The organism is Sphingomonas sp. GW821-FHT02B09 (assembly GCF_059421875.1).
The window spans coordinates 186,180-204,204 of the sequence record NZ_JBWKVV010000002.1 but is presented as its reverse complement, the minus strand read 5'-3'; the positions used below and the strand labels follow the sequence as shown (position 1 = coordinate 204,204).

Annotated in this window: 20 protein-coding genes and 1 riboswitch; of the genes, 10 read left to right on the top strand and 10 right to left on the bottom strand. The window is 68.6% G+C overall.

Annotation, left to right across the window (positions count from 1 at the left end; genetic code table 11):
* Positions 1-39: 39 nt before the first annotated feature.
* Both AC07U4_RS08840 and crtY read right to left on the bottom strand, forming a co-directional pair.
* Positions 40-1,515 carry a phytoene desaturase gene (locus AC07U4_RS08840; RefSeq protein WP_137898205.1) on the bottom strand — a complete coding sequence of 492 codons (1,476 nt, stop codon included), beginning with the start codon at positions 1,513-1,515 and terminating at the stop codon, positions 40-42.
* A 25-nt stretch (positions 1,516-1,540) separates the two neighbouring features.
* On the bottom strand, positions 1,541-2,707 hold the full coding sequence (gene crtY / locus AC07U4_RS08835; RefSeq protein ID WP_495195169.1) for a lycopene beta-cyclase CrtY: 1,167 nt from the start codon (positions 2,705-2,707) through the stop codon (positions 1,541-1,543).
* Positions 2,708-2,781: 74 nt separating this feature from the next.
* Here crtY and AC07U4_RS08830 point away from each other — a divergent pair, with 74 nt between their 5' ends.
* From AC07U4_RS08830 to AC07U4_RS08815, 4 genes are all read left to right on the top strand, one after another.
* Entirely contained in the window at positions 2,782-3,288 is a 507-nt protein-coding gene (locus AC07U4_RS08830) for a GNAT family N-acetyltransferase (protein WP_495195168.1), read from the top strand.
* A gap of 293 nt (positions 3,289-3,581) precedes the next feature.
* Positions 3,582-4,406 carry a sterol desaturase family protein gene (locus AC07U4_RS08825; protein ID WP_038664743.1) on the top strand — a complete coding sequence of 275 codons (825 nt, stop codon included), beginning with the start codon at positions 3,582-3,584 and terminating at the stop codon, positions 4,404-4,406.
* On the top strand, positions 4,375-4,761 hold the full coding sequence (locus AC07U4_RS08820; protein WP_495195840.1) for a DUF2141 domain-containing protein: 387 nt from the start codon (positions 4,375-4,377) through the stop codon (positions 4,759-4,761). The genes AC07U4_RS08825 and AC07U4_RS08820 overlap by 32 nt, the downstream gene beginning before the upstream one ends.
* Positions 4,762-4,848: 87 nt before the next feature.
* Positions 4,849-5,697, top strand: a complete 849-nt coding sequence (locus tag AC07U4_RS08815) for a MipA/OmpV family protein (protein ID WP_137898222.1) — start codon at positions 4,849-4,851, stop codon at positions 5,695-5,697.
* A gap of 45 nt (positions 5,698-5,742) precedes the next feature.
* Here AC07U4_RS08815 and AC07U4_RS08810 read toward each other — a convergent pair whose 3' ends face one another.
* Positions 5,743-6,468 (bottom strand): anti-sigma factor, encoded by a 726-nt coding sequence (locus AC07U4_RS08810; RefSeq protein WP_495195167.1) that lies wholly within the window; start codon positions 6,466-6,468, stop codon positions 5,743-5,745.
* Positions 6,458-7,033, bottom strand: a complete 576-nt coding sequence (locus AC07U4_RS08805) for a sigma-70 family RNA polymerase sigma factor (RefSeq protein WP_495195839.1) — start codon at positions 7,031-7,033, stop codon at positions 6,458-6,460. Before AC07U4_RS08805 ends, AC07U4_RS08810 begins: the two co-directional genes overlap by 11 nt.
* 213 nt (positions 7,034-7,246) lie before the next feature.
* Here AC07U4_RS08805 and AC07U4_RS08800 point away from each other — a divergent pair, with 213 nt between their 5' ends.
* The 6 genes from AC07U4_RS08800 to AC07U4_RS08775 all read left to right on the top strand — a co-directional run bounded on the left by AC07U4_RS08800 (position 7,247) and on the right by AC07U4_RS08775 (position 14,457).
* On the top strand, positions 7,247-8,275 hold the full coding sequence (locus tag AC07U4_RS08800) for a ferritin-like domain-containing protein (protein ID WP_137898200.1): 1,029 nt from the start codon (positions 7,247-7,249) through the stop codon (positions 8,273-8,275).
* A 14-nt stretch (positions 8,276-8,289) separates the two neighbouring features.
* A complete protein-coding gene (locus AC07U4_RS08795) occupies positions 8,290-9,339 on the top strand; it encodes a ferritin-like domain-containing protein (RefSeq protein ID WP_038664750.1) in 1,050 nt (349 codons plus the stop codon).
* Positions 9,340-9,564: 225 nt separating this feature from the next.
* On the top strand, positions 9,565-10,656 hold the full coding sequence (locus AC07U4_RS08790; RefSeq protein ID WP_495195166.1) for a ferritin-like domain-containing protein: 1,092 nt from the start codon (positions 9,565-9,567) through the stop codon (positions 10,654-10,656).
* 40 nt (positions 10,657-10,696) lie between these two features.
* Positions 10,697-11,701 carry a ferritin-like domain-containing protein gene (locus AC07U4_RS08785; RefSeq protein WP_137898198.1) on the top strand — a complete coding sequence of 335 codons (1,005 nt, stop codon included), beginning with the start codon at positions 10,697-10,699 and terminating at the stop codon, positions 11,699-11,701.
* Positions 11,702-12,005: 304 nt separating this feature from the next.
* Positions 12,006-12,115, top strand: a riboswitch (TPP riboswitch).
* A gap of 38 nt (positions 12,116-12,153) precedes the next feature.
* Positions 12,154-14,001 carry a phosphomethylpyrimidine synthase ThiC gene (thiC, locus tag AC07U4_RS08780; RefSeq protein ID WP_495195165.1) on the top strand — a complete coding sequence of 616 codons (1,848 nt, stop codon included), beginning with the start codon at positions 12,154-12,156 and terminating at the stop codon, positions 13,999-14,001.
* Between the two features lie 105 nt (positions 14,002-14,106).
* Entirely contained in the window at positions 14,107-14,457 is a 351-nt protein-coding gene (locus AC07U4_RS08775; protein ID WP_495195164.1) for a hypothetical protein, read from the top strand.
* A gap of 3 nt (positions 14,458-14,460) precedes the next feature.
* Here the strand turns inward: AC07U4_RS08775 and AC07U4_RS08770 are convergent, their stop codons facing one another.
* The 6 genes from AC07U4_RS08770 to AC07U4_RS08745 form a co-directional block, all read right to left on the bottom strand.
* Positions 14,461-14,742: a DUF427 domain-containing protein gene (locus tag AC07U4_RS08770; RefSeq protein WP_137898196.1), complete on the bottom strand. Its 282-nt coding sequence runs from the start codon at positions 14,740-14,742 to the stop codon at positions 14,461-14,463.
* Positions 14,743-14,830: 88 nt separating this feature from the next.
* On the bottom strand, positions 14,831-15,091 hold the full coding sequence (locus AC07U4_RS08765) for a Txe/YoeB family addiction module toxin (protein WP_495195163.1): 261 nt from the start codon (positions 15,089-15,091) through the stop codon (positions 14,831-14,833).
* A gap of 2 nt (positions 15,092-15,093) precedes the next feature.
* Positions 15,094-15,348: a type II toxin-antitoxin system Phd/YefM family antitoxin gene (locus AC07U4_RS08760; RefSeq protein WP_137898194.1), complete on the bottom strand. Its 255-nt coding sequence runs from the start codon at positions 15,346-15,348 to the stop codon at positions 15,094-15,096.
* Between the two features lie 58 nt (positions 15,349-15,406).
* Positions 15,407-16,087, bottom strand: coding sequence for a uracil-DNA glycosylase (gene ung / locus AC07U4_RS08755; protein WP_495195162.1), 681 nt, complete (start codon positions 16,085-16,087; stop codon positions 15,407-15,409).
* A 1-nt stretch (position 16,088) separates the two neighbouring features.
* Complete coding sequence (locus AC07U4_RS08750; RefSeq protein WP_495195161.1) at positions 16,089-16,403, bottom strand: alkylphosphonate utilization protein; 315 nt, start codon at positions 16,401-16,403, stop codon at positions 16,089-16,091.
* Positions 16,404-16,451: 48 nt separating this feature from the next.
* Entirely contained in the window at positions 16,452-17,888 is a 1,437-nt protein-coding gene (locus AC07U4_RS08745) for a S41 family peptidase (protein WP_495195838.1), read from the bottom strand.
* Between the last annotated feature and the right edge of the window lie 137 nt (positions 17,889-18,025).

Genomic DNA, 18,025 nt, shown 5'->3' with positions numbered 1-18,025 from the left:
CGCTGGTCCCCCTCCCCGTGCCGGGGAGGAATGGCCGCCCTATCGCGCCGCCATCATCAGCGCCGCCGTCGCCTTGGCGCTGCCGACCACGCCGGGGATCCCCGCACCGGGATGCGTGCCCGCCCCGACGAAATACAGATTGGGGATATGGTCGTCGCGGTTGTGGACGCGGAAATAGGCGCTCTGCGTCAGCACCGGTTCCAGGCTGAACGCGCTGCCGAGATGCGCCTTCAGATCGGTGGCGAAATCGTTGGGCGCATAACTGAACTTGGTGACGATCCGCTCGTGGATGTCGGGAATCAGCCGCCGCCCGACTTCGTCGAGGATGCGCTTTTCGAGGATCGGGCCGACCTCGTTCCAGTCGACCGGGAATTTGCCCATGTGCGGGACCGGCGCCAGCGCGTAGAAGGTCGAATGCCCCTCCGGCGCGAGGCTCGGATCGGTAACGGTGGGATGATGCAGGTACAGCGAGAAATCCTGCGCCAGCACGCCGTGATCGTAGATGTCGGCGAGCAGCTCCTTATAGCGCGGCCCGAACAGGATCATGTGGTGCGGGATGCCCGGCCACGTGCCCTTGATGCCGAAATGCACGACGAACAGCGACGGCGAATAGCTCTTGCGCTCCAGCCGCGCCTTGGTGCGCTGCGCACTGCGCGATCCGCTGAGCAGGTCGCGATAGGTGTGCATGATGTCGCTGTTCGCCGCGACCGCATCGGCCTGCGCCTCCCAGCCGCTCGCGCAGCGGACGCCGGTGGCGCGGTCGCCCAGCGTCTCGATCGAGGCGACGGGATCGCCCAGCCGCAGCGTGCCGCCGATCCGCTGGAAATGCGCGACCAGCCCGGCGATCAGCCGGTTGGTCCCGCCCCGCGCGAACCAGACGCCGCCGTCGCGCTCCAATTTGTGGATGAGCGCATAGATCGCGCTGGTCGTCATCGGATTGCCGCCGACCAGCAGGGTGTGGAAGCTCAGCGCCTCGCGCAGCTTCTCGTTCTGCACGTATTTCGACACGATCGAATAGACCGAGCGCCACGCCTGGTATTTTGCCAGCGCCGGCGCCGCCTTGATCATCGAGGCGAAATCGAGGAACGCGACATGGCCGAGCTTCTCATAGCCTTCGCGATAGACGCCCTCGGCATATTCGAGGAATTTGTGGTAGCCGGCGATGTCGGCGGGGTTGAGCTTGCCGATCTCGCGCTGGAGCAGCGCCTCGTCGTTGGTATAGTCGAAATTGGTGCCGTCGACCCAGTTGAGCCGGTAGAAGGGCGTCACCGGCTCCAGCGTCACGTCCTCGGCCATGTCGCGGCCGGTGAGCGCCCACAATTCCTGCAGGCAGGCGGGATCGGTGATGACGGTGGGACCGGCGTCGAAGGTGAAGCCGTCGCGCTCCCAATAATAGGCACGGCCGCCCGGTTTGTCGCGCGACTCGACGATGGTCGTCGCTATTCCCGCCGATTGCAGGCGGATCGCGAGCGCCAGCCCGCCGAATCCCGCTCCGATGACGATCGCCGACTTCATGTTCGTTTCCATTCCTCTGTGCGGGTTACCGCCATGCCGTCGTTCGCAGGACCCTGATCGCGCTGCCCACCGGCACCGGTGGTTTGCCCGTCAGAATCCGTATCTTGTCCTTGAGACTGGATCGTCCCGCATAGAAACGGGTGATCAGCGTCGGGTCGAGACGGTAGAAGCGCTCGATGATGCGCCAACGTTCCGCCGGATCGCCGGCGCGGAACATCATTGCGCTCAGCATACGATAGAAGGCGCCCTGCTTCCACGCCGCGCGGGCGTAATCGTGGGTGAAGGCGGCGAGCGCCTTGCCCGAGAAATCGGTCCGCTCGGCCAGCCGCACCGCGAGCCGGACCGCGTCGGGCAGCGAATAGCCGGTGGTCGGCTGGAACAGCCCGGCGCGCATCCCCGCCTTGGCGACGTTGGCGCCGCTCGACCGCCAATAGGCCTCGAAATCGCCCCCCAGGGTGATCGGCAGCACGCCGGCCTCGGTACGCAACACGCTGTCGACCTGCCAGCCGCGGCCCGCGGCGTAGGCGGCGATGCGCAGCCCCAGCGCGGCGCGGTCGACGTGCGGCGTGTCGCTGTAATAGGTGTCCTCGACGAACATGCGGTCGGCGGCGAAGGGCAGGCAGTAGACGAAGCGATAGCCGTCGATCTGCTCGACCGTCGCGTCCATCACCCGCGGCCCGGTGGTGTTATGCGGCGCGTGGAGCAGCAGTTCCTGCCCGACGAACTTCTGCCAGCCGAGTTCGAGCACCGACAGGTCGCCGGGGCCGCGGCAGTCGATCACCCCGCCGGCTTCGATCCGGTCGCCGTCGGCGAGCACCACCGCGGTCGCCGAGGCGGCGAGCACCTTGCGCCCGAGCATCACCGCCGGCGCCGGCAGCGTCGCGCGGATCACCGCATGCAATCGCTCGCTGGTCACCGAATGATAGGTCGCGTCGATCTGCCGCGCGAGGTGCGGGAAGGCGACGTCATAGCCCTGCCAGTCGTGCACGGTCAGCGGCGCGACCAGCCAGCGGTCCTGCGGCGCGATGTCGCTGCCGAAGAACGACCAGACGTGGTCGCCGCCGAGGTGGGGCGCCGCCTCGATGATCCGTACGTCGAGGCCGGGATGCCGCGCGTGCAGCGCCAGCGCGATCAGGCCGCCGGCGAGGCCGCCGCCGACGATCGCCACGTCGCAAGGGATGGTCGAACCCATGTCTGCGCCTACCGCAAAGCGCGGGGCGGGAGAACCGGCTTTTACGCCGCCGCGCGCCGCGCTAGCCTGCCGGCATGACGCCGCCCGTGCTCACCACCGATCGCCTGATCCTCACCGTCCATCGCCCCGCCGATCTCGACGCGCTCGCCGCGATGTGGGCGCATCCCGCGGTGTTCGAACGGATCGGCGGCGTCGCGCGCAGCCGCGAGGAGGTGTGGATCCGGCTGCTGCGGTCGATCGGCCAGTGGCAGGCGTTCGATTACGGCAGCTGGGTGGTGCGCGACCGCGCCGGCGGCCTGGTCGGCGAGGTCGGCCTGATCGAGGCCCGCCGCTCGATCGATCCGCCGCTGGCGCTGCCCGAAATGGGTTGGGCCTTGGCCCCGGCGGCGCACGGCCGCGGCTACGCCGGCGAGGCGCTCGCGGCGGTGTTCGCCTGGACGCAGGCGCTGGGCATCGCGCGGACGACCTGCATCATCGATCCAGACAACGCGCCGTCGCTGCGGCTGGCGGCGCGGCTGGGGTATGGGCTGGTGCGCGACGCGGACTACAAGGGCCGGACGATACACGTGTTCGAACGCTGACACCTCGCCCTCATCGACGTTCATGCTGGCCCGCTCCCGCCAAGCTCACTCCGTCACCCCGGACGCGTTCCGGGGTCCACTCAGCGGCGAGGAGAATGGCTGGAGGCGATGCCATCCGCGCGCGGCCCGGTGTACCTCGGAACGAGTCCGGGGTGACGAATCGGAGAAGGCAAACCTGGCGTATCTCACCGCGACGGACCACGCTCGTCGCATCCTCGCCGCGCCGTCGGCATCAGGCCGGCCGGTCGCATCCGCCATATCCCCGCCCCCGGAAATCCGCTACGTCCCGTAGCATGCTGCTCGCCGTCACCCTGTCCGCGCTGGCGATGACGATGATCGTCGGCGTGCGCTATCTCCTCGTCTCCGGCGCGTTCGCCGCGGCGACGCGGTTGCGTCATCCCGGCCTGTATCGCGGGCTCGATGCGCAGATGCGGCGCGAGATCGCATGGAGCCTCGCCTCCGCCGCCATCTACGGCATCCCCGCCGGGGTGCTCGCCTGGGGCTGGCAGGCGCATGGCTGGACGCGCGTCTATCGCGACGTCCACGCCTATCCCTTGTGGTATTGGCCGGTCTCGATCCTGCTCTACCTCGTCCTCCACGACACCTGGTTCTACTGGACGCATCGCTGGATGCACCGGCCGGCGGTGTTCAAGGCGGCGCATGCCGTCCATCACGCCAGCCGCCCGCCGACCGCCTGGGCGGCGATGGCCTTCCACCCGATCGAGGCGCTGACCGGCGCTGTGGCAATTCCGTTACTGGTGCTGGCAATTCCGATCCATGTCGCCGCTCTGGGCTTCGTGCTGGCGACTATGACGGTTATGGGCGTAACCAATCACATGGGTTGGGAGGTTTTCCCGCGGTTCATGTGGCGGGGGCCATTGGGCGGCTGGCTGATCACCGCCAGCCATCATCAGCGGCACCATGAGCAATATGGATGTAACTATGGGCTCTACTTCCGGTTCTGGGACCGCCTTTGCGGCACCGATCGCGGCGTCGGCGATTTCGCGCGCAGCCACGCGCGTGCCAAGGCGCAGGCGCAGCAACCGGCCGGTGGCGCTCGCCGCCTTGCTGCCGGCGGCGGCGCTGGTGCTCGGCGCGGCGCCGATCGCGCGGCTTGACGTCGCCGTCAGCCAGATGCGCTCCGCCAAGGGGCTGCTGCGCGTCTGCCTGACCGCCGATCCCGACAATTTCCCCGCCTGCGTCGACGATGCCGATGCGATCACCCGCTCGGTACCGGCCAATGCGCATAGCCTGCGCTTCGAGGGGCTGCCGCACGGCCAATATGCCGTCGCGGTGATCCACGACGAGAACAGCAACGCCAAGCTCGACACCTTCGCCGGCATTCCGCGCGAAGGCTTCGGCTTTTCGCGCAACCCGCCGATCCGCTTCGGCGCACCGCGCTTCGCCGCGGCACGCTTCGCGGTGACCAGTGATGCAAATCAGCAACAGATTCGGATGCATTACATCCTCTGATCGGTCGGCAATGGATAGCAACCGGCGTCCGCCGCGTTACGGCGTCGTAACAGGTTTGGAGCCGTAGCTTTGTCCGCCAAGATCTTGATGCCGCTCGCGCTCGCCGCCGCTGCCGTGTTCGTCACCCCGGCCGCCGCGCAGGAGGCGTCGGCGCCCGTGCAGCCCACCGAATTCGACTTCAATCGCGATACGATCACCGTCGGCGCCGCCGGCGTCTATCTCAGCGATTACGAAGGCTCGAACGACTATCGCTTCACCGCCGCACCGGGCGCGGTCGGCTCGATCAAGGGCTATGGCTTCGTCCTCGCCGGCAACCGGATCAGCGTCGACCTGATCCGCGACAAGCCCGGCCCCGTCTGGGACCTGCAGGCCGGTCCGATCGGCGTCGTCAATTTCAACCGCAGCAGCCTCAAGAGCATCGACGATCCGCGCGTCCGCGCGCTCGGCAAGGTCGATACCGCGATCGAGCTCGGCGGCTATGTCGGCATCGGCAAGACCGGGGTGATCACCAGCCCGTACGATCAATTGTCGGCGACGGTCAGCTATCGCCACGACGTCGCCAATGCCCATGACAGCGGCATCTGGCAGCCGAGCGTCAATTACATCACTCCGCTGAGCGAGAAGATGGCGGTGGCGATCTTCGCCTCGGCCGAGCGTGCCGGCCGCGGTTATGCGACGACCTATTTCTCGGTCTCGCCAACGCAGACGCTGGCGAGCGGCCTGCCGACCTACAATGCGCGCGCTGGCTGGAAGAATTACTCGCTCGGCGGTCTCTACACCTATTCGCTGACCGGCAATCTGCTCAAGGGCTTCAAGATCGTCGCCGGCGGCACCTACGTCCGGATGCTCAACGGCTTCGCCGACAGCCCGCTGGTCCGCATCGCCGGCTCGCGCAACCAATGGCTCGGCGCGGTCGGGCTCGCCTATACGTTCTGAGCCAAAATGCCTCCATCCGTCGTGCCGGCATGACGGATGGAGGACTTACCCGCTGAGCTTGCCCGTCGCGACCACCGGTCCGGTCGGCAGCCCGGTCGGCGAGCCGCCCGCCGGCTCGATCGAGATCGCCAGCACCGTCTCCGCCGCGAGCGCCGGCCGCACCGCCGCCGGCACGATCACCCGCGCCGGCCCCGCCGGGATCACGCCCAGCGAACGCGGCGCATCGGCGCCGTGGATCGCCCACAATTGCGCCGAATGCCCCGCCGGTACGTCGACACCGCCGGCGATCCGTACCGTCGCGCTTGCCGGATCGTAGGCGGCGGCGATCGGCGCGCCCTTGCCGGTCGGCACGATCGCGGCGAGCAAGGGCGCCGGCGCGACGACCGGCACGCGCACCGGGATGCGGATCGGTGCGGGCGCCGGCCGCAGCATCAGCAGCGTTGTCACCGCCAGCAACAGGCAGGCGGCGATGCTCGCCGCCACCGCCAGCCCACGCCAGCGCGCGACGCCCCCCGCATTGTCGTTCGCCGCCGCCGGTACGCCGCGCTGCGCATCGAGCGACGCTTCGACCCGCGCCGCCACCGCGTCGGGCGCGGCCACCGCCGGCCAATCGGCGAACAGCGCGCCCAGCCAGTTGCGCCAGCGCTCCACCTCGGCGGCGAAGCCCGGCTCGCTCGCCAGCCGGCGCAACGCCGCCGCGCGCTCGCTACCGTCGAGCAGCCCCAGCGCCAGTTCGGCGGCGGTCATGTCGGGGAGGTCGTCACTCGCCATCGAGGCACCCCCGCAGGGCGAGCAGCCCGCGCCGTACCCAGCTCTTCATCGTGCCGAGCGGCACCGCCTGCGCCGCCGCCAGCTCGGCATAGGTCAGCCCGCCGAAGAAGGCGCTGCGGATCGCGCCGCGCTGGCGCACCTCGATCGTCTCCAGGCAGTCGTGCAATCGCGCGCGCTGCTCGTCGGCGATCAGCGCCTCGTCCTGCGCCGCCGCCGGATCGGGAATCGCGTCGGCCGCCTCGACCGGCGCGGTGCGCGCCCGGCCGTGGCGCCGGCGCCAGTCGATTGCCCGGTTGCGCGCGATCGTCGCCAGCCACGAGATCGGGCTCGCCCGTCCCGGCTGATAGGCCCCCGCGCGGTGCCAGATGGTGAGATATACGTCGTGCAGCACGTCCTCGGCGCCTTGCCTGTCTTCGCAGATACGCAGGCATATGCCGAAAAGCTTCGCCGAGGTCAGACGGTAGACGGTGCGGAAGGCGTCGCGGTCCTCCTCGCCGGTGCGGATCAGCGCCTCGACCAGGATCGTACGGGCCGCCTGGGGGCTGGAGGGGGCGGCGGGAGGCACGGCCAAGGGCTAACCGTACGCAAGCCTCCCGGCAATATCCTGCGGCCAACATTCCGACCATGTCGGATCATTTTGCAAAACCGACATTTTGTTTCGGCCCCCGCGCATCTTTCCACGACCCGGCAACGTAGCTCGCCACAGGTCTACCGGTCGCCCGTCGATAGCATGCGGCGATGACGGAAGACCGCATGAAGGTGAGGGAGGTTGCTGACGATGACCCAGACGGACCAGATCATCGAGGCGTTCGACGCCCGGGCGCGGCGACGCGAGGAACGGCGCGGATTCTTCAAGAACGCGATGGGCATGGCGGCGGTGACCGCAGCCGGCGCGGCGGCGATGTCGATCGCCGGCGAGGCGGCGGCGCAGACCGCGGTGACCGAGGTCGACGTGCTCAACTTCGCGCTCAACCTCGAATATCTCGAAGCGCAATTCTACAGCTATGCCGCCTTCGGCACCGGCCTGCCCGCCAACCTGCTGACCGGCGGCGTCGGCACGCAGGGCACGGTGGTGACCGGCACCGGCACCGGCTCGGCCCGCCAGGTGCAGTTCAGCGACCGCGGCATCGCCGCTTATGCGCGTGAGATCGCCGCGGACGAAGTGGCGCACGTCACCTTCCTGCGCGCCGCGATCCGCGGCACCGGCACCAGCGACGCGCTGATCGCCGCCCAGCCGCAGATCGACATCTCGGGTGCCGCCGGCGGTGCCTTCGCCGCGGCTGCCGCCAGCACCACCCCGGCGCTGACCGGCTTCGACCCCTATGCAAACGACGACAGCTTCCTGCAGGCGGCCTTCATCTTCGAGGATGTCGGCGTCACCGCCTACAAGGGCGCGGCGGGCGCGCTGTTCAACAACAAGACCTATCTCGAGGCGGCCGCCGGCATCCTCGCGGTGGAGGCCTATCATGCCGCGATCGTGCGCACCGCGCTCTATGCGCGCGGCGTCGCGACCCCGACGATCACCACCGCGCAGAACAACGTCGCCGCGACCACGGCGATCTCCAACCTGCGCGATTCGGTCGACGGCGGCACCGATCTCGACCAGGGCATCGCCGCGACGACGACCAATGCGGGCACGACCTCGAACATCGTGCCGCTCGATCCCAACGGCCTCGCGTTCAGCCGGACGCCGGCGCAGGTGCTCAACATCGTCTATCTCAATCCCCGATCGGTGACCGCGGGCGGGTTCTTCCCGAACGGCATCAACAACGGGAACAGCGGGCTGCGCAGCAGCGCCGCGAACTGAGCAGGGGTGGATATATGACCAAGGAACTCTCCGTCCTCGCCATCGTCGAGGCAACCGCCGCGCGCCGCAAGGCCCGCCGCGCGTTCATGAAGACCGCCGCGACCGGCGTCGCCGCGGTCGGCGGCCTGTCGCTGCTCGCCGCCTGCGGTGACGACGACGACAATATGTCGGTGCCGTTTCCGACGCCGACGCCGACTGCGACCTCGGTCAGCACCGACGTCGCGGTGCTCAACTTCGCGCTCAACCTCGAATATCTCGAGGCGCAATTCTACAGTTATGCCGCGTTCGGCACCGGCCTGTCGGCGTCGCTGCTCACCGGTACGGGCACGCAGGGGTCGGTCATCACCGGCTCGGGCGACGGCTTCCCGCGCGCGGTCAATTTCACCTCCGACCCGCTGATCGGTCAATATGCGCGCGAGATCGCGCAGGATGAGATCGCCCACGTCACCTTCCTGCGCGCCGCGCTCGGCAGTGCCGCGGTCGCCCAGCCGGCGATCGACATCTCGGGAACCGCGACCGGTGCGTTCACCGCGGCGGCGCGCGCCGCCGGCGTCGTCGCCTCGAACGGCCTGTTCGATCCCTATGCCAGCCCGACCAACTTCCTGCTCGGCGCCTATATCTTCGAGGATATCGGCGTCACCGCCTATAAGGGCGCCTCGCCGGTCATCTCGTCGATGTATCTCGAAGCGGCGGCGGGCATCCTCGCGGCGGAGGCCTATCATGCCGGCCTCGTCCGCACGATCCTCTACACCCGCGGCGTCACCAACGCCGACCTGATCACCGCGACCACCAAGATCTCGGACGCGCGCGATCTGCTCGACGGCACTACCGGCGGCACCAATGGCGACGACGACCAGGGCATCGCCGGCACCAACATCGGCGCGGCCAATGCCGTGTCGAACATCGTGCCGACCGACAGCAACGGCATCGCCTACAGCCGCAGCGTCCAGCAGGTGCACAACATCGCCTATCTCAACGCGACCGGCGCCAACCGCACCCGCGGCGGCTTCTTCCCGGCGGGCACCAACAATCCCAATCCGGCCTTCACCGTCGGCCTCGGCTGAGCCCGACGTTCCAAGAGTTGGCCGGCGTTCCCTTCCACGCCGGCCGGCACAGGGTCCTCCCTCGATTTCGCGTCGGGGGAGGATTTTTTATGCGCGGTCACGCCCTTCCGTCGCGCTGCCGCCGATTTCCGCCGCGTCCGGGCTTGACGCCTCCCGCCGGATGCGGAACGGCAAGGCCATCCTGGGCCGCCGCAAGACCGCCCGCGCGTGGGGAGAACCCGAGTAATGACCGCCCGAACCGATACCGACAGCGCCCTCGCAGCGGCGCTCGACGCCCGCGTCCAGCGCCGCACCGAACGCCGCGACTTCTTCCGCACCGCGATGGGCGCGATGGCGGTCACCGCCGCGGGCGCGTCGGCGCTGGGCCTCGCCGGCGCCGCCGAGGCGCAGACGACGACCTATTCCGATCAGGACATCCTCAATTTCGCGCTCAACCTCGAATATCTCGAGGCGCAATTCTACGCCTTCGCCACCGGCGGCGCCGGCCTCGCCGCCAATCTGCTCACCGGCACGGGCACGCCGGGCACGGCGAACGTCAGCGGCGGCGCCGCGGTGACATTCAGCGACCCGGTCCTTGCCCGCTATGCGCGCGAGATCGCCGCCGACGAGGTCGCGCACGTCACCTATCTGCGCACCGCGCTGGGCAGCAGCGCGATCGCGCAGCCGGCGCTCGACCTGTCGGTCGGCCCGAACAGCGCCTTCTCCGCCGCCGCGGTCGCCGCCAAGCTGATCGCCGCGGGCCAGACCTTCAACCAATATGGCAGCGAGGAGAATTTCCTGCTCGGCGCCTATCTGTTCGAGGACGTCGGCGTCACCGCCTACAAGGGCGCCGCGCCGCTGCTCACCAAGACCTATATCGAGGCCGCCGCCGGTATCCTCGCGGTCGAGGCCTATCATGCCGCGACGATCCGCGGCGAGCTGTTCCGTCGCGGCTCGGTCGCCGGCTCGGCACTGATCACCAGCGCCAGCGCGATCTCCGACGCGCGCGACAGCCTCGACGGCGGCACCGACATCGACCAGGGCATCACGCCGGGTCTCACCGCCGCGCCGGGCCAGACCGTGCCGACGCCGACGCCCACCGCGACCGCCACCGCGACGCCGACGCCGACCCCCACGCCGACCCCGACCGCGACGCCCACCCCGGTGCCGACCTTCCCGGTGTCCAACATCGTGCCGGCCGACGCCAACAGCATCGTCTACAGCCGCACCCCCAATCAGGTGCTCAACATCGTCTATCTCAACGCCGCGGCGGCGAGCGCGGGCGGCTTCTTCCCCGCCGGCCTCAACGGCACCATCAAGGCGGCAACCGCCTCCTGATCCCGCCGTCCGTTTTCAAAGCTTCCAGGGGATAGACCCGATGACCGACCTTCCGACCGACACGATCCTCGACGCGATCGCCGACCGCCGCGCCGAACGCCGCAACTTCCTGCGCTACGCCGGCGGCGCCGCCGCCTCGGCGGGGGCCCTGTCGCTGCTCGCCGCCTGCGGTGGCGACGGCGACAGCAGCAGCAGCCCCAGCCCGACGCCGACCGCGACGACGCCGACCGTCGGCACCGATGCCGACGTGCTCAACTTCGCGCTCAACCTCGAATATCTCGAGGCGAGCTTCTACAGCTGGGCGGCCTTCGGCCAGGGCCTGTCGACCGGCATCATGAGCGGCGTCGGCACGCTCGGCACCGTCACCGGCGGCGCACAGGTGAACTTCCAGGACCCGATCGTCGCGCAATATGCGCGCGAGATCGCCAATGACGAGATCGCCCACGTCACCTTCCTGCGCACCATCCTCGGCAGCTTCGCGGTGGCGATGCCGGCGATCAACATCGGCGGCGACGCCACCGGCGCCTTCACCGCCGCGGCGCGCGCCGCCGGCGTGGTCGGCGCGAGCGATGTCTTCAATCCCTATGCCAGCGACATCAACTTCCTGCTCGGCGCCTATCTGTTCGAGGACGTCGGCGTCTCGGCCTACAAGGGCGCCTCGCCGCTGATCGTCAACAAGGTGTTCATCGAGGCTGCCGCCGGCATTCTCGCCACCGAAGGCTATCACGCCGGGCTGATCCGCTCGGTGCTCTACCGCAAGGGCGTCGATCCCGCCGAGACGCTCGCCGGCGCCTCGTCGATCCTTACCAACGCGCGGCTGATCTCCGACGCGCGCGACAGCCTCGACGGCAGCAGCGAGATCGACCAGGGCATCGGCGACACCACCACCGCCAACGTCGTGCCGACCGACACCAACGGCGTCGCCTACAGCCGCTCGACCGGCCAGGTGCTCAATATCGTCTATCTCAACAAGACCGCGGTCGGCTCGGGCGGCTTCTTCCCCAACGGCATCAACGGCAACATCCGCACCTCCGCCGCCAGCTGACGCTCCGACGCCCTCCCTCCCCTTTGGCGGGAGGGCTATCGCCTATGGCTGTGGGAACGAGATTCGAGCCGCGTCCACAATCTCTTCGTCACCCCGGACTCGTTCCGGGGTCCACCGGTCCGCAGGAGAATCGTGCCTGTTCAAGCCGTTCTCCTCGCCGCGGAGTGGACCCCGGAACCAGTCCGGGGTGACGGAGGTGCGCTTGGAAAGCGATGGACCCACTCGAATGTTCATATGACATAGCCCCCTGTCGCGGCGGGAGGATTTGCCTTGGCGCCTGCCGCCGAACCGCGTACACCATCGTCATTATCCCCGGGGGAGCGCTGATGCAGCGCTTGAGAGGAAGGCCGCAGCCTTCGACCCGCTGAACCTGATCCGGTTGATACCGGCGGAGGGAGGGAGCGGTTTCATCCGAAAATCCGCGTCCGCTCTCCGTTCATGGAGAGAGACTCATGGCCGACATTCCCGCACGTACCGAGATTGGCGTCACCACCGGCCCGATCCGCGGCTCGAAGAAGATCCATGTCGGCCCGCTGGGCGTGGCGATGCGCGAGATCCATCTCGATCCGTCCTCGGGCGAGCCGCCGCTGCGCGTCTACGACACCTCCGGCCCCTATACCGATCCGGCCGCGCGTATCGATATCATGGCCGGCCTGCCGCAGCTGCGTCGCGCGTGGATCGAGAGCCGCGGCGACGTCGAAAGCTACGATGGCCGCGAACTGCGTCCCGAAGACAATGGCCAGCTCGGCCCCGACCGCTCCGGCGGCGTCCCGCAATTCCCCAACGCCGTCCGTCGCCCGTTGCGCGCGCGCGCCGGCGCCAACGTCAGCCAGATGCATTATGCCCGCCGCGGCATCGTCACTCCGGAAATGGAATATGTCGCCACCCGCGAGAATCTCGGTCGCGCGATGCTGCGCGACCATGTCCGCGACGGCGAGAGCTTCGGCGCGTCGATCCCCGATTACGTCACCCCCGAATTCGTCCGCGACGAGGTCGCGCGCGGCCGCGCGATCATCCCGTCGAACATCAACCATCCCGAATCCGAGCCGATGGCGATCGGCCGCAACTTCCTGGTCAAGATCAACGCCAACATCGGCAATTCCGCCGTCGCGAGCAACGTCGCGGCGGAGGTCGACAAGCTCGTCTGGTCGATCCGCTGGGGTGCCGACACGGTGATGGACCTGTCGACCGGCCGCAACATCCACGACACGCGCGAATGGATTCTGCGCAACAGCCCCGTGCCGATCGGCACCGTGCCGATCTATCAGGCGCTCGAAAAGGTCGGCGGCATCGCCGAGGAGCTGACCTGGGAGATCTTCCGCGACACGCTGATCGAACAGGCCGAACAGGGCGTCGACTATTTCACCATCCACGCCGGCGTCCGCCTGCCCTACATTCCGATGACGGCGAAGCGCGTCACCGGCATCGTCAGCCGCGGCGGCAGCATCATGGCGAAATGGTGCCTCGCGCATCACAAGGAATCGTTCCTCTACGAACGGTTCGACGAGATCACCGAGATCATGAGGGCCTATGACATCGCCTATTCGCTGGGCGACGGCCTGCGCCCCGGCTCGATCGCCGACGCCAATGACGAGGCGCAGTTCAGCGAGCTCTACACGCTCGGCGAGCTGACCCATCGCGCCTGGGCGCAGGACGTGCAGGTGATGATCGAAGGTCCGGGCCATGTCCCGATGCACAAGATCCAGGAGAATATGACCAAGCAGCTCCAGGTCTGCGGCGAGGCGCCTTTCTATACGCTCGGGCCGCTCACTACGGATATCGCGCCGGGCTACGACCATATCACCAGCGGTATCGGCGCGGCGATGATCGGCTGGTTCGGCTGCGCGATGCTCTGCTACGTCACCCCCAAGGAGCATCTCGGCCTGCCCGACCGCGACGACGTCAAGGTCGGCGTCGTCACCTACAAGCTCGCCGCGCACGCCGCCGATCTCGCCAAGGGCCACCCCGCCGCGAAGCTGCGCGACGACGCGCTGAGCCGCGCCCGCTTCGACTTCCGCTGGCGCGACCAGTTCAACCTGTCGCTCGACCCCGATACCGCCGAGTCGTTCCACGACCAGACCTTGCCTGCCGAGGGCGCCAAGACGGCGCATTTCTGTTCGATGTGCGGCCCGAAATTCTGCTCGATGAAGATCACGCAGGAGGTTAGGGAATTCGCCGCCAAGCAGAACGCGCCGGTCGCCACTTTCGTCGCCGCCGAAGAGGCCGAGGCGGGCATGGCCGACATGAGCGAGCGGTTCCGCGAGAAGGGCGGGGAGGTGTATCTGCCGGCGGCGGAGTGATTGGTGCCGAGTCGCTGATGGAAACCCGACGCTCGTCAGCGACTTGGCCGTCGCGCCTTGTCTGCCGCCGCCGACCGCCTACCCTAGGCGACCGGGTGGCTCCAGATGATTGTACCGATCGTCCTCACGCAGGCTCCGAATGACGCCATCGACCTTGCCGCGGTCACCTCGCGCGCCAAGGCGCGTGCGCTGGCCATGCGCGGCAAGCTCGTGCAGACCTGGCTCTTCCCGCGCGATTTCGGCGGCCCAGCCGATCGCGCCAACGAGCTGTTCGTCCCGCCCGAGGCCGCGCGCCGCATCGAGGCGCTGATCGCCCGGCTGCTTACCCAGCGCGGCGATACGCCCCCGCGGACGATGACCGTCCACCCCGCCTATCGCGGCGACAGCATCGTCCCGACCAGCATCACCTATACCATCCATCCGGGCACCGACCGCGTGACGATCCCGGTCTGGTAGGCGTCAGCACACCTCGACGCCCTTCCAGAAGGCGATCCGGTCGGTGATCTCCTTGGCGGCATCCTTGGGCTCGGGATAATACCAGGCGGCATCGCGGTTCTCGGCCCCGTCGACGCGCAGCGTATGGTAATGCGCGGTGCCTTTCCACGGACAAACGCTCGTCGTCGCGCTATCGACCAGCACCGCCGGATCGACCGCCGCGCGCGGGAAATAGGCATTGCCCTCGACCGTGACGATGTCGTCGCTCGCCGCGATCCGTACGCCGTTCCAATATGCTTCCGCCATGCCGTGTCTCCTTGCCGGACCAACCGACCGGCGGGGGAAAGGATGCGGCCGGCATCGGCCGGTGATGCGCGCGCTGCATGGGGCTGGCTCAATAATGATAGCGGCATTGCGCCACCTGCACCGTCTGCTCCGCCCCGCTGCCGGCGACGCGATACACCAGCCGATGTTCATGGCTGATCCGCCGCGACCACCAGCCCGACAGATTGCCCCCGAGCGGCTCGGGCTTGCCCGTCCCCTTGAACGGATGGCGCCGGCATTCCTCGATCAGCGCGTTGATCTTGTCGAACAGCTTGGCGTCGTGTTCCTGCATGTCGAGATACTCGGCCCACGATCGGGACGAGAATTGCACGTTCACGGCTTGATTAGCTCATGGACTTCGCCACCGCCGGCGTCGAACTCAGCGATGCTCGCCAGCAACCGCTCCGCATTCTTCGGCGAGCGCAGCAGGTAGAGGGTTTCCTCGATCGACGCCCATTCGCTCGCCGAAACCAGCACCGCGCCTTCGCCGCGCTGGCGCGTGATGGCGAGCGGCGCGCGATCGGCGACGACCTTGTCGATCATCGACTTCAGATTCTCACGCGCTTCGGAATAGCTGACGGCCTGCATGGCGCGAAGATGGACAACGCTCTGTCCAATGTCAACGCCGGGGACGTCGAGCTGCCCGTCAGGCGTCCGGCAGCGCCCAGTCGATCGGCGCTGCGCCGTGCGCGACCAGAAACGCATTGGCCTGGCTGAACGGGCGGCTGCCGAACCAGCCCTTGTACGCCGACAAGGGCGACGGGTGCGGCGCCGCCAGCACCAGATGGTCGGGCCGGGTCACGAAGCCGGCCATTTGCTGGGCATGCGCGCCCCATAGCAGGAAGACGACCGGATCGGGTTTGCAGGCGACCGCGCGGATCACCGCATCGGTGAATCGCTCCCAGCCGCGGTTGCGGTGCGATCCGGCGCGGCCGCTCTCGACGCTCATCACCGTGTTGAGCAACAGCACGCCCTGCCGCGCCCACGCCTCGAGAAAGCCGTGGCGCGCCGGCGCGATGCCGAGGTCGGCGTGCAATTCCTTGTAGATGTTGACGAGGCTCGGCGGCGGCCGCACCCCCGGCCGTACCGAGAAGCTCAGCCCATGCGCCTGCCCCGGCCCATGATACGGATCCTGGCCGAGGATGACGACGCGCACCCGGTCGAGCGGCGTCAGTTCGAGTGCGCGGAACCGGTCCGCCGCCGGCGGGAAGATCGCCTTGCCCGCCGCCGCCTCGGCGGCGAGGAAGGCGTCGAGCGCCGCCAGGCTGGGGCAGGCGAGCGCCTCGGCGAGCGGCGCTGCCCAGCTCGGATCGATCCGCGGCGTCATCCTAGCGTTTGCGGACGAATTCGGCGCGCAGGACCAGCCCCTTGATCCCGTCGAACTTGCAGTCGATCTCCTGCGCGTCGCCGGTCAGCCGGATGCTCTTGATCAGCGTGCCGCGCTCCAGCGTCTGGCCCGCGCCCTTGACGGTGAGGTCCTTGATCAGCGTCACCTGATCGCCGTCGGCGAGCAGATTGCCCACCGAATCGCGCACCTCGACCGCGCCCTCGGCCGGCGCCCCCGCCGCCGCCGCGGCGTCCGCCGCGCTGATCCATTCGCCGCTCGCCTCGTCGTACACGAAGCTGTCGTCGTCGTTCTGCATCGCAAACCCCCTTGTCCAGGCCGACGCCCTTACAGCCTGGCGGGCGGGTTAGAACAGCCCCGGCACCTCGCGCCGTGCGGTCGAGATGCGCCCGCTGGTCGGCATCAGCGCCTCGCGCTCGATCGGCACCGACAGCGCCCGCGCCTCCGCCCCCGCCGCCGCGGTCAGCCTGGTGCAGCTCTTGCCCTGCAGGAAATCGAGCGCGGAGCGCGTCGACGCCTCGCGCGGATCGCCCATCGGATAGGCGATGTCGTCCGCGGCGCGGCAGCTCGCCTCGACCGTATCGGCGAGGCCGTTGTAATAGGCGCCCTGCCGCGCCGAATTCTGCAACGCGAAGGCGATCACGCGCAGCCGGTCGTCGCACGCCGCCTTGTCGAGCGGGATCTGGCCGACCGGCTTGCCATAGGTGTTGGTGCCGATCAGCCCGGCATTGGCGTGGAGATACGGGATATAGGCGTTGATGACATATTCGCTCGCCGAGGCGGTGCCGCGCGTGCCGATGAACGCGATACGGGTCGCCGCGACCGACTCCGTCTGCGGCGCGAAATAGGTCGTCTCGTTGTTCGACGCCTTCTCGGGGCGGAAGCTGGTATAGCTCATCACGTCGCCGGTCGAGCGGTTGGCGCCGAGCAGGTTGGTGAGCAATACGGCGGTCGAGAGCAGCCCGCCGCCATTGTAGCGCATATCGACGATGATGTTGGTGACCCCCGCGCTCTTGAACCGCGCGAAGGCGGTGCGCAGCGCGGCATCGGCGGTGGTGATGAAGGTGCGCAGATTGACATAGCCGTAGCGCTGGCCGCCGTCGGTGATGATCTGCGCGCCATAGCGGCTCGACACCGGATCGAGCGTGAAGTCGCTCTTGGCCACCGCGACGGTGCGCGTGCCGCTGCCGTCCTTGACCTGGAAATAGCGCGTCGTCCCCGCCGTATCGGGGCCGAGCGCGGTGTTGAGCGCGGCGCCGGTGCCGTCGCTCTGGTACAGGCTGGCGACCGTCTGCAGGTTGCTCGCGCTGGTGCCGATCGCGAGGATCTCGGCACCGCGGTCGACGCCCGCGGCGAGACCCGGCGCGCCCTCGAACGCCTCGGTGACGTAGAGATGCCCGTCGGCGGTCAGCCCGAAGCGCCAGCCGAAGCCCGCGGTCGATCCGGAGGAATAATACGCATTCTCCTCCTTGATCGAGGTGAGATAGGTGAAGTGGCGGTCCTTGTTCTGCGCCCGGGCGGTCGCGGTCAGCGCATCCAGATAGGTGTCGACGCTGGCATAAGGCGTCGGGTCGAGGCTGGCGGGCAAGGTGTCGTAGAACAGATACCATTCGCGCATCTGCGCCGCGACCCAGTCCTGCCGGTCGCGTAGCGAGCAGCCGGCGACCGCGGTCGGGGTGGGCGTCGGCGCGGGCGTGCCGGTCGTCGGGGCGTTGCCAGTGCCGTTGCCGGCGGTCAGGGACGACCCGCCGCCGCCGCCGCAGCCGGCCAGCATCGCGGTCATCGCCAGCAGTGTCACCGAACGCCGTATCGTCACCGATTGTCTCCCCACCCGATCCGCGCAAGTCTAGGCCCGCGCCGGAGCGCCGGCAATCGCGATCGCAGCCACAAGCGGATTGATCCGGATCAGTGCCGGCCGAC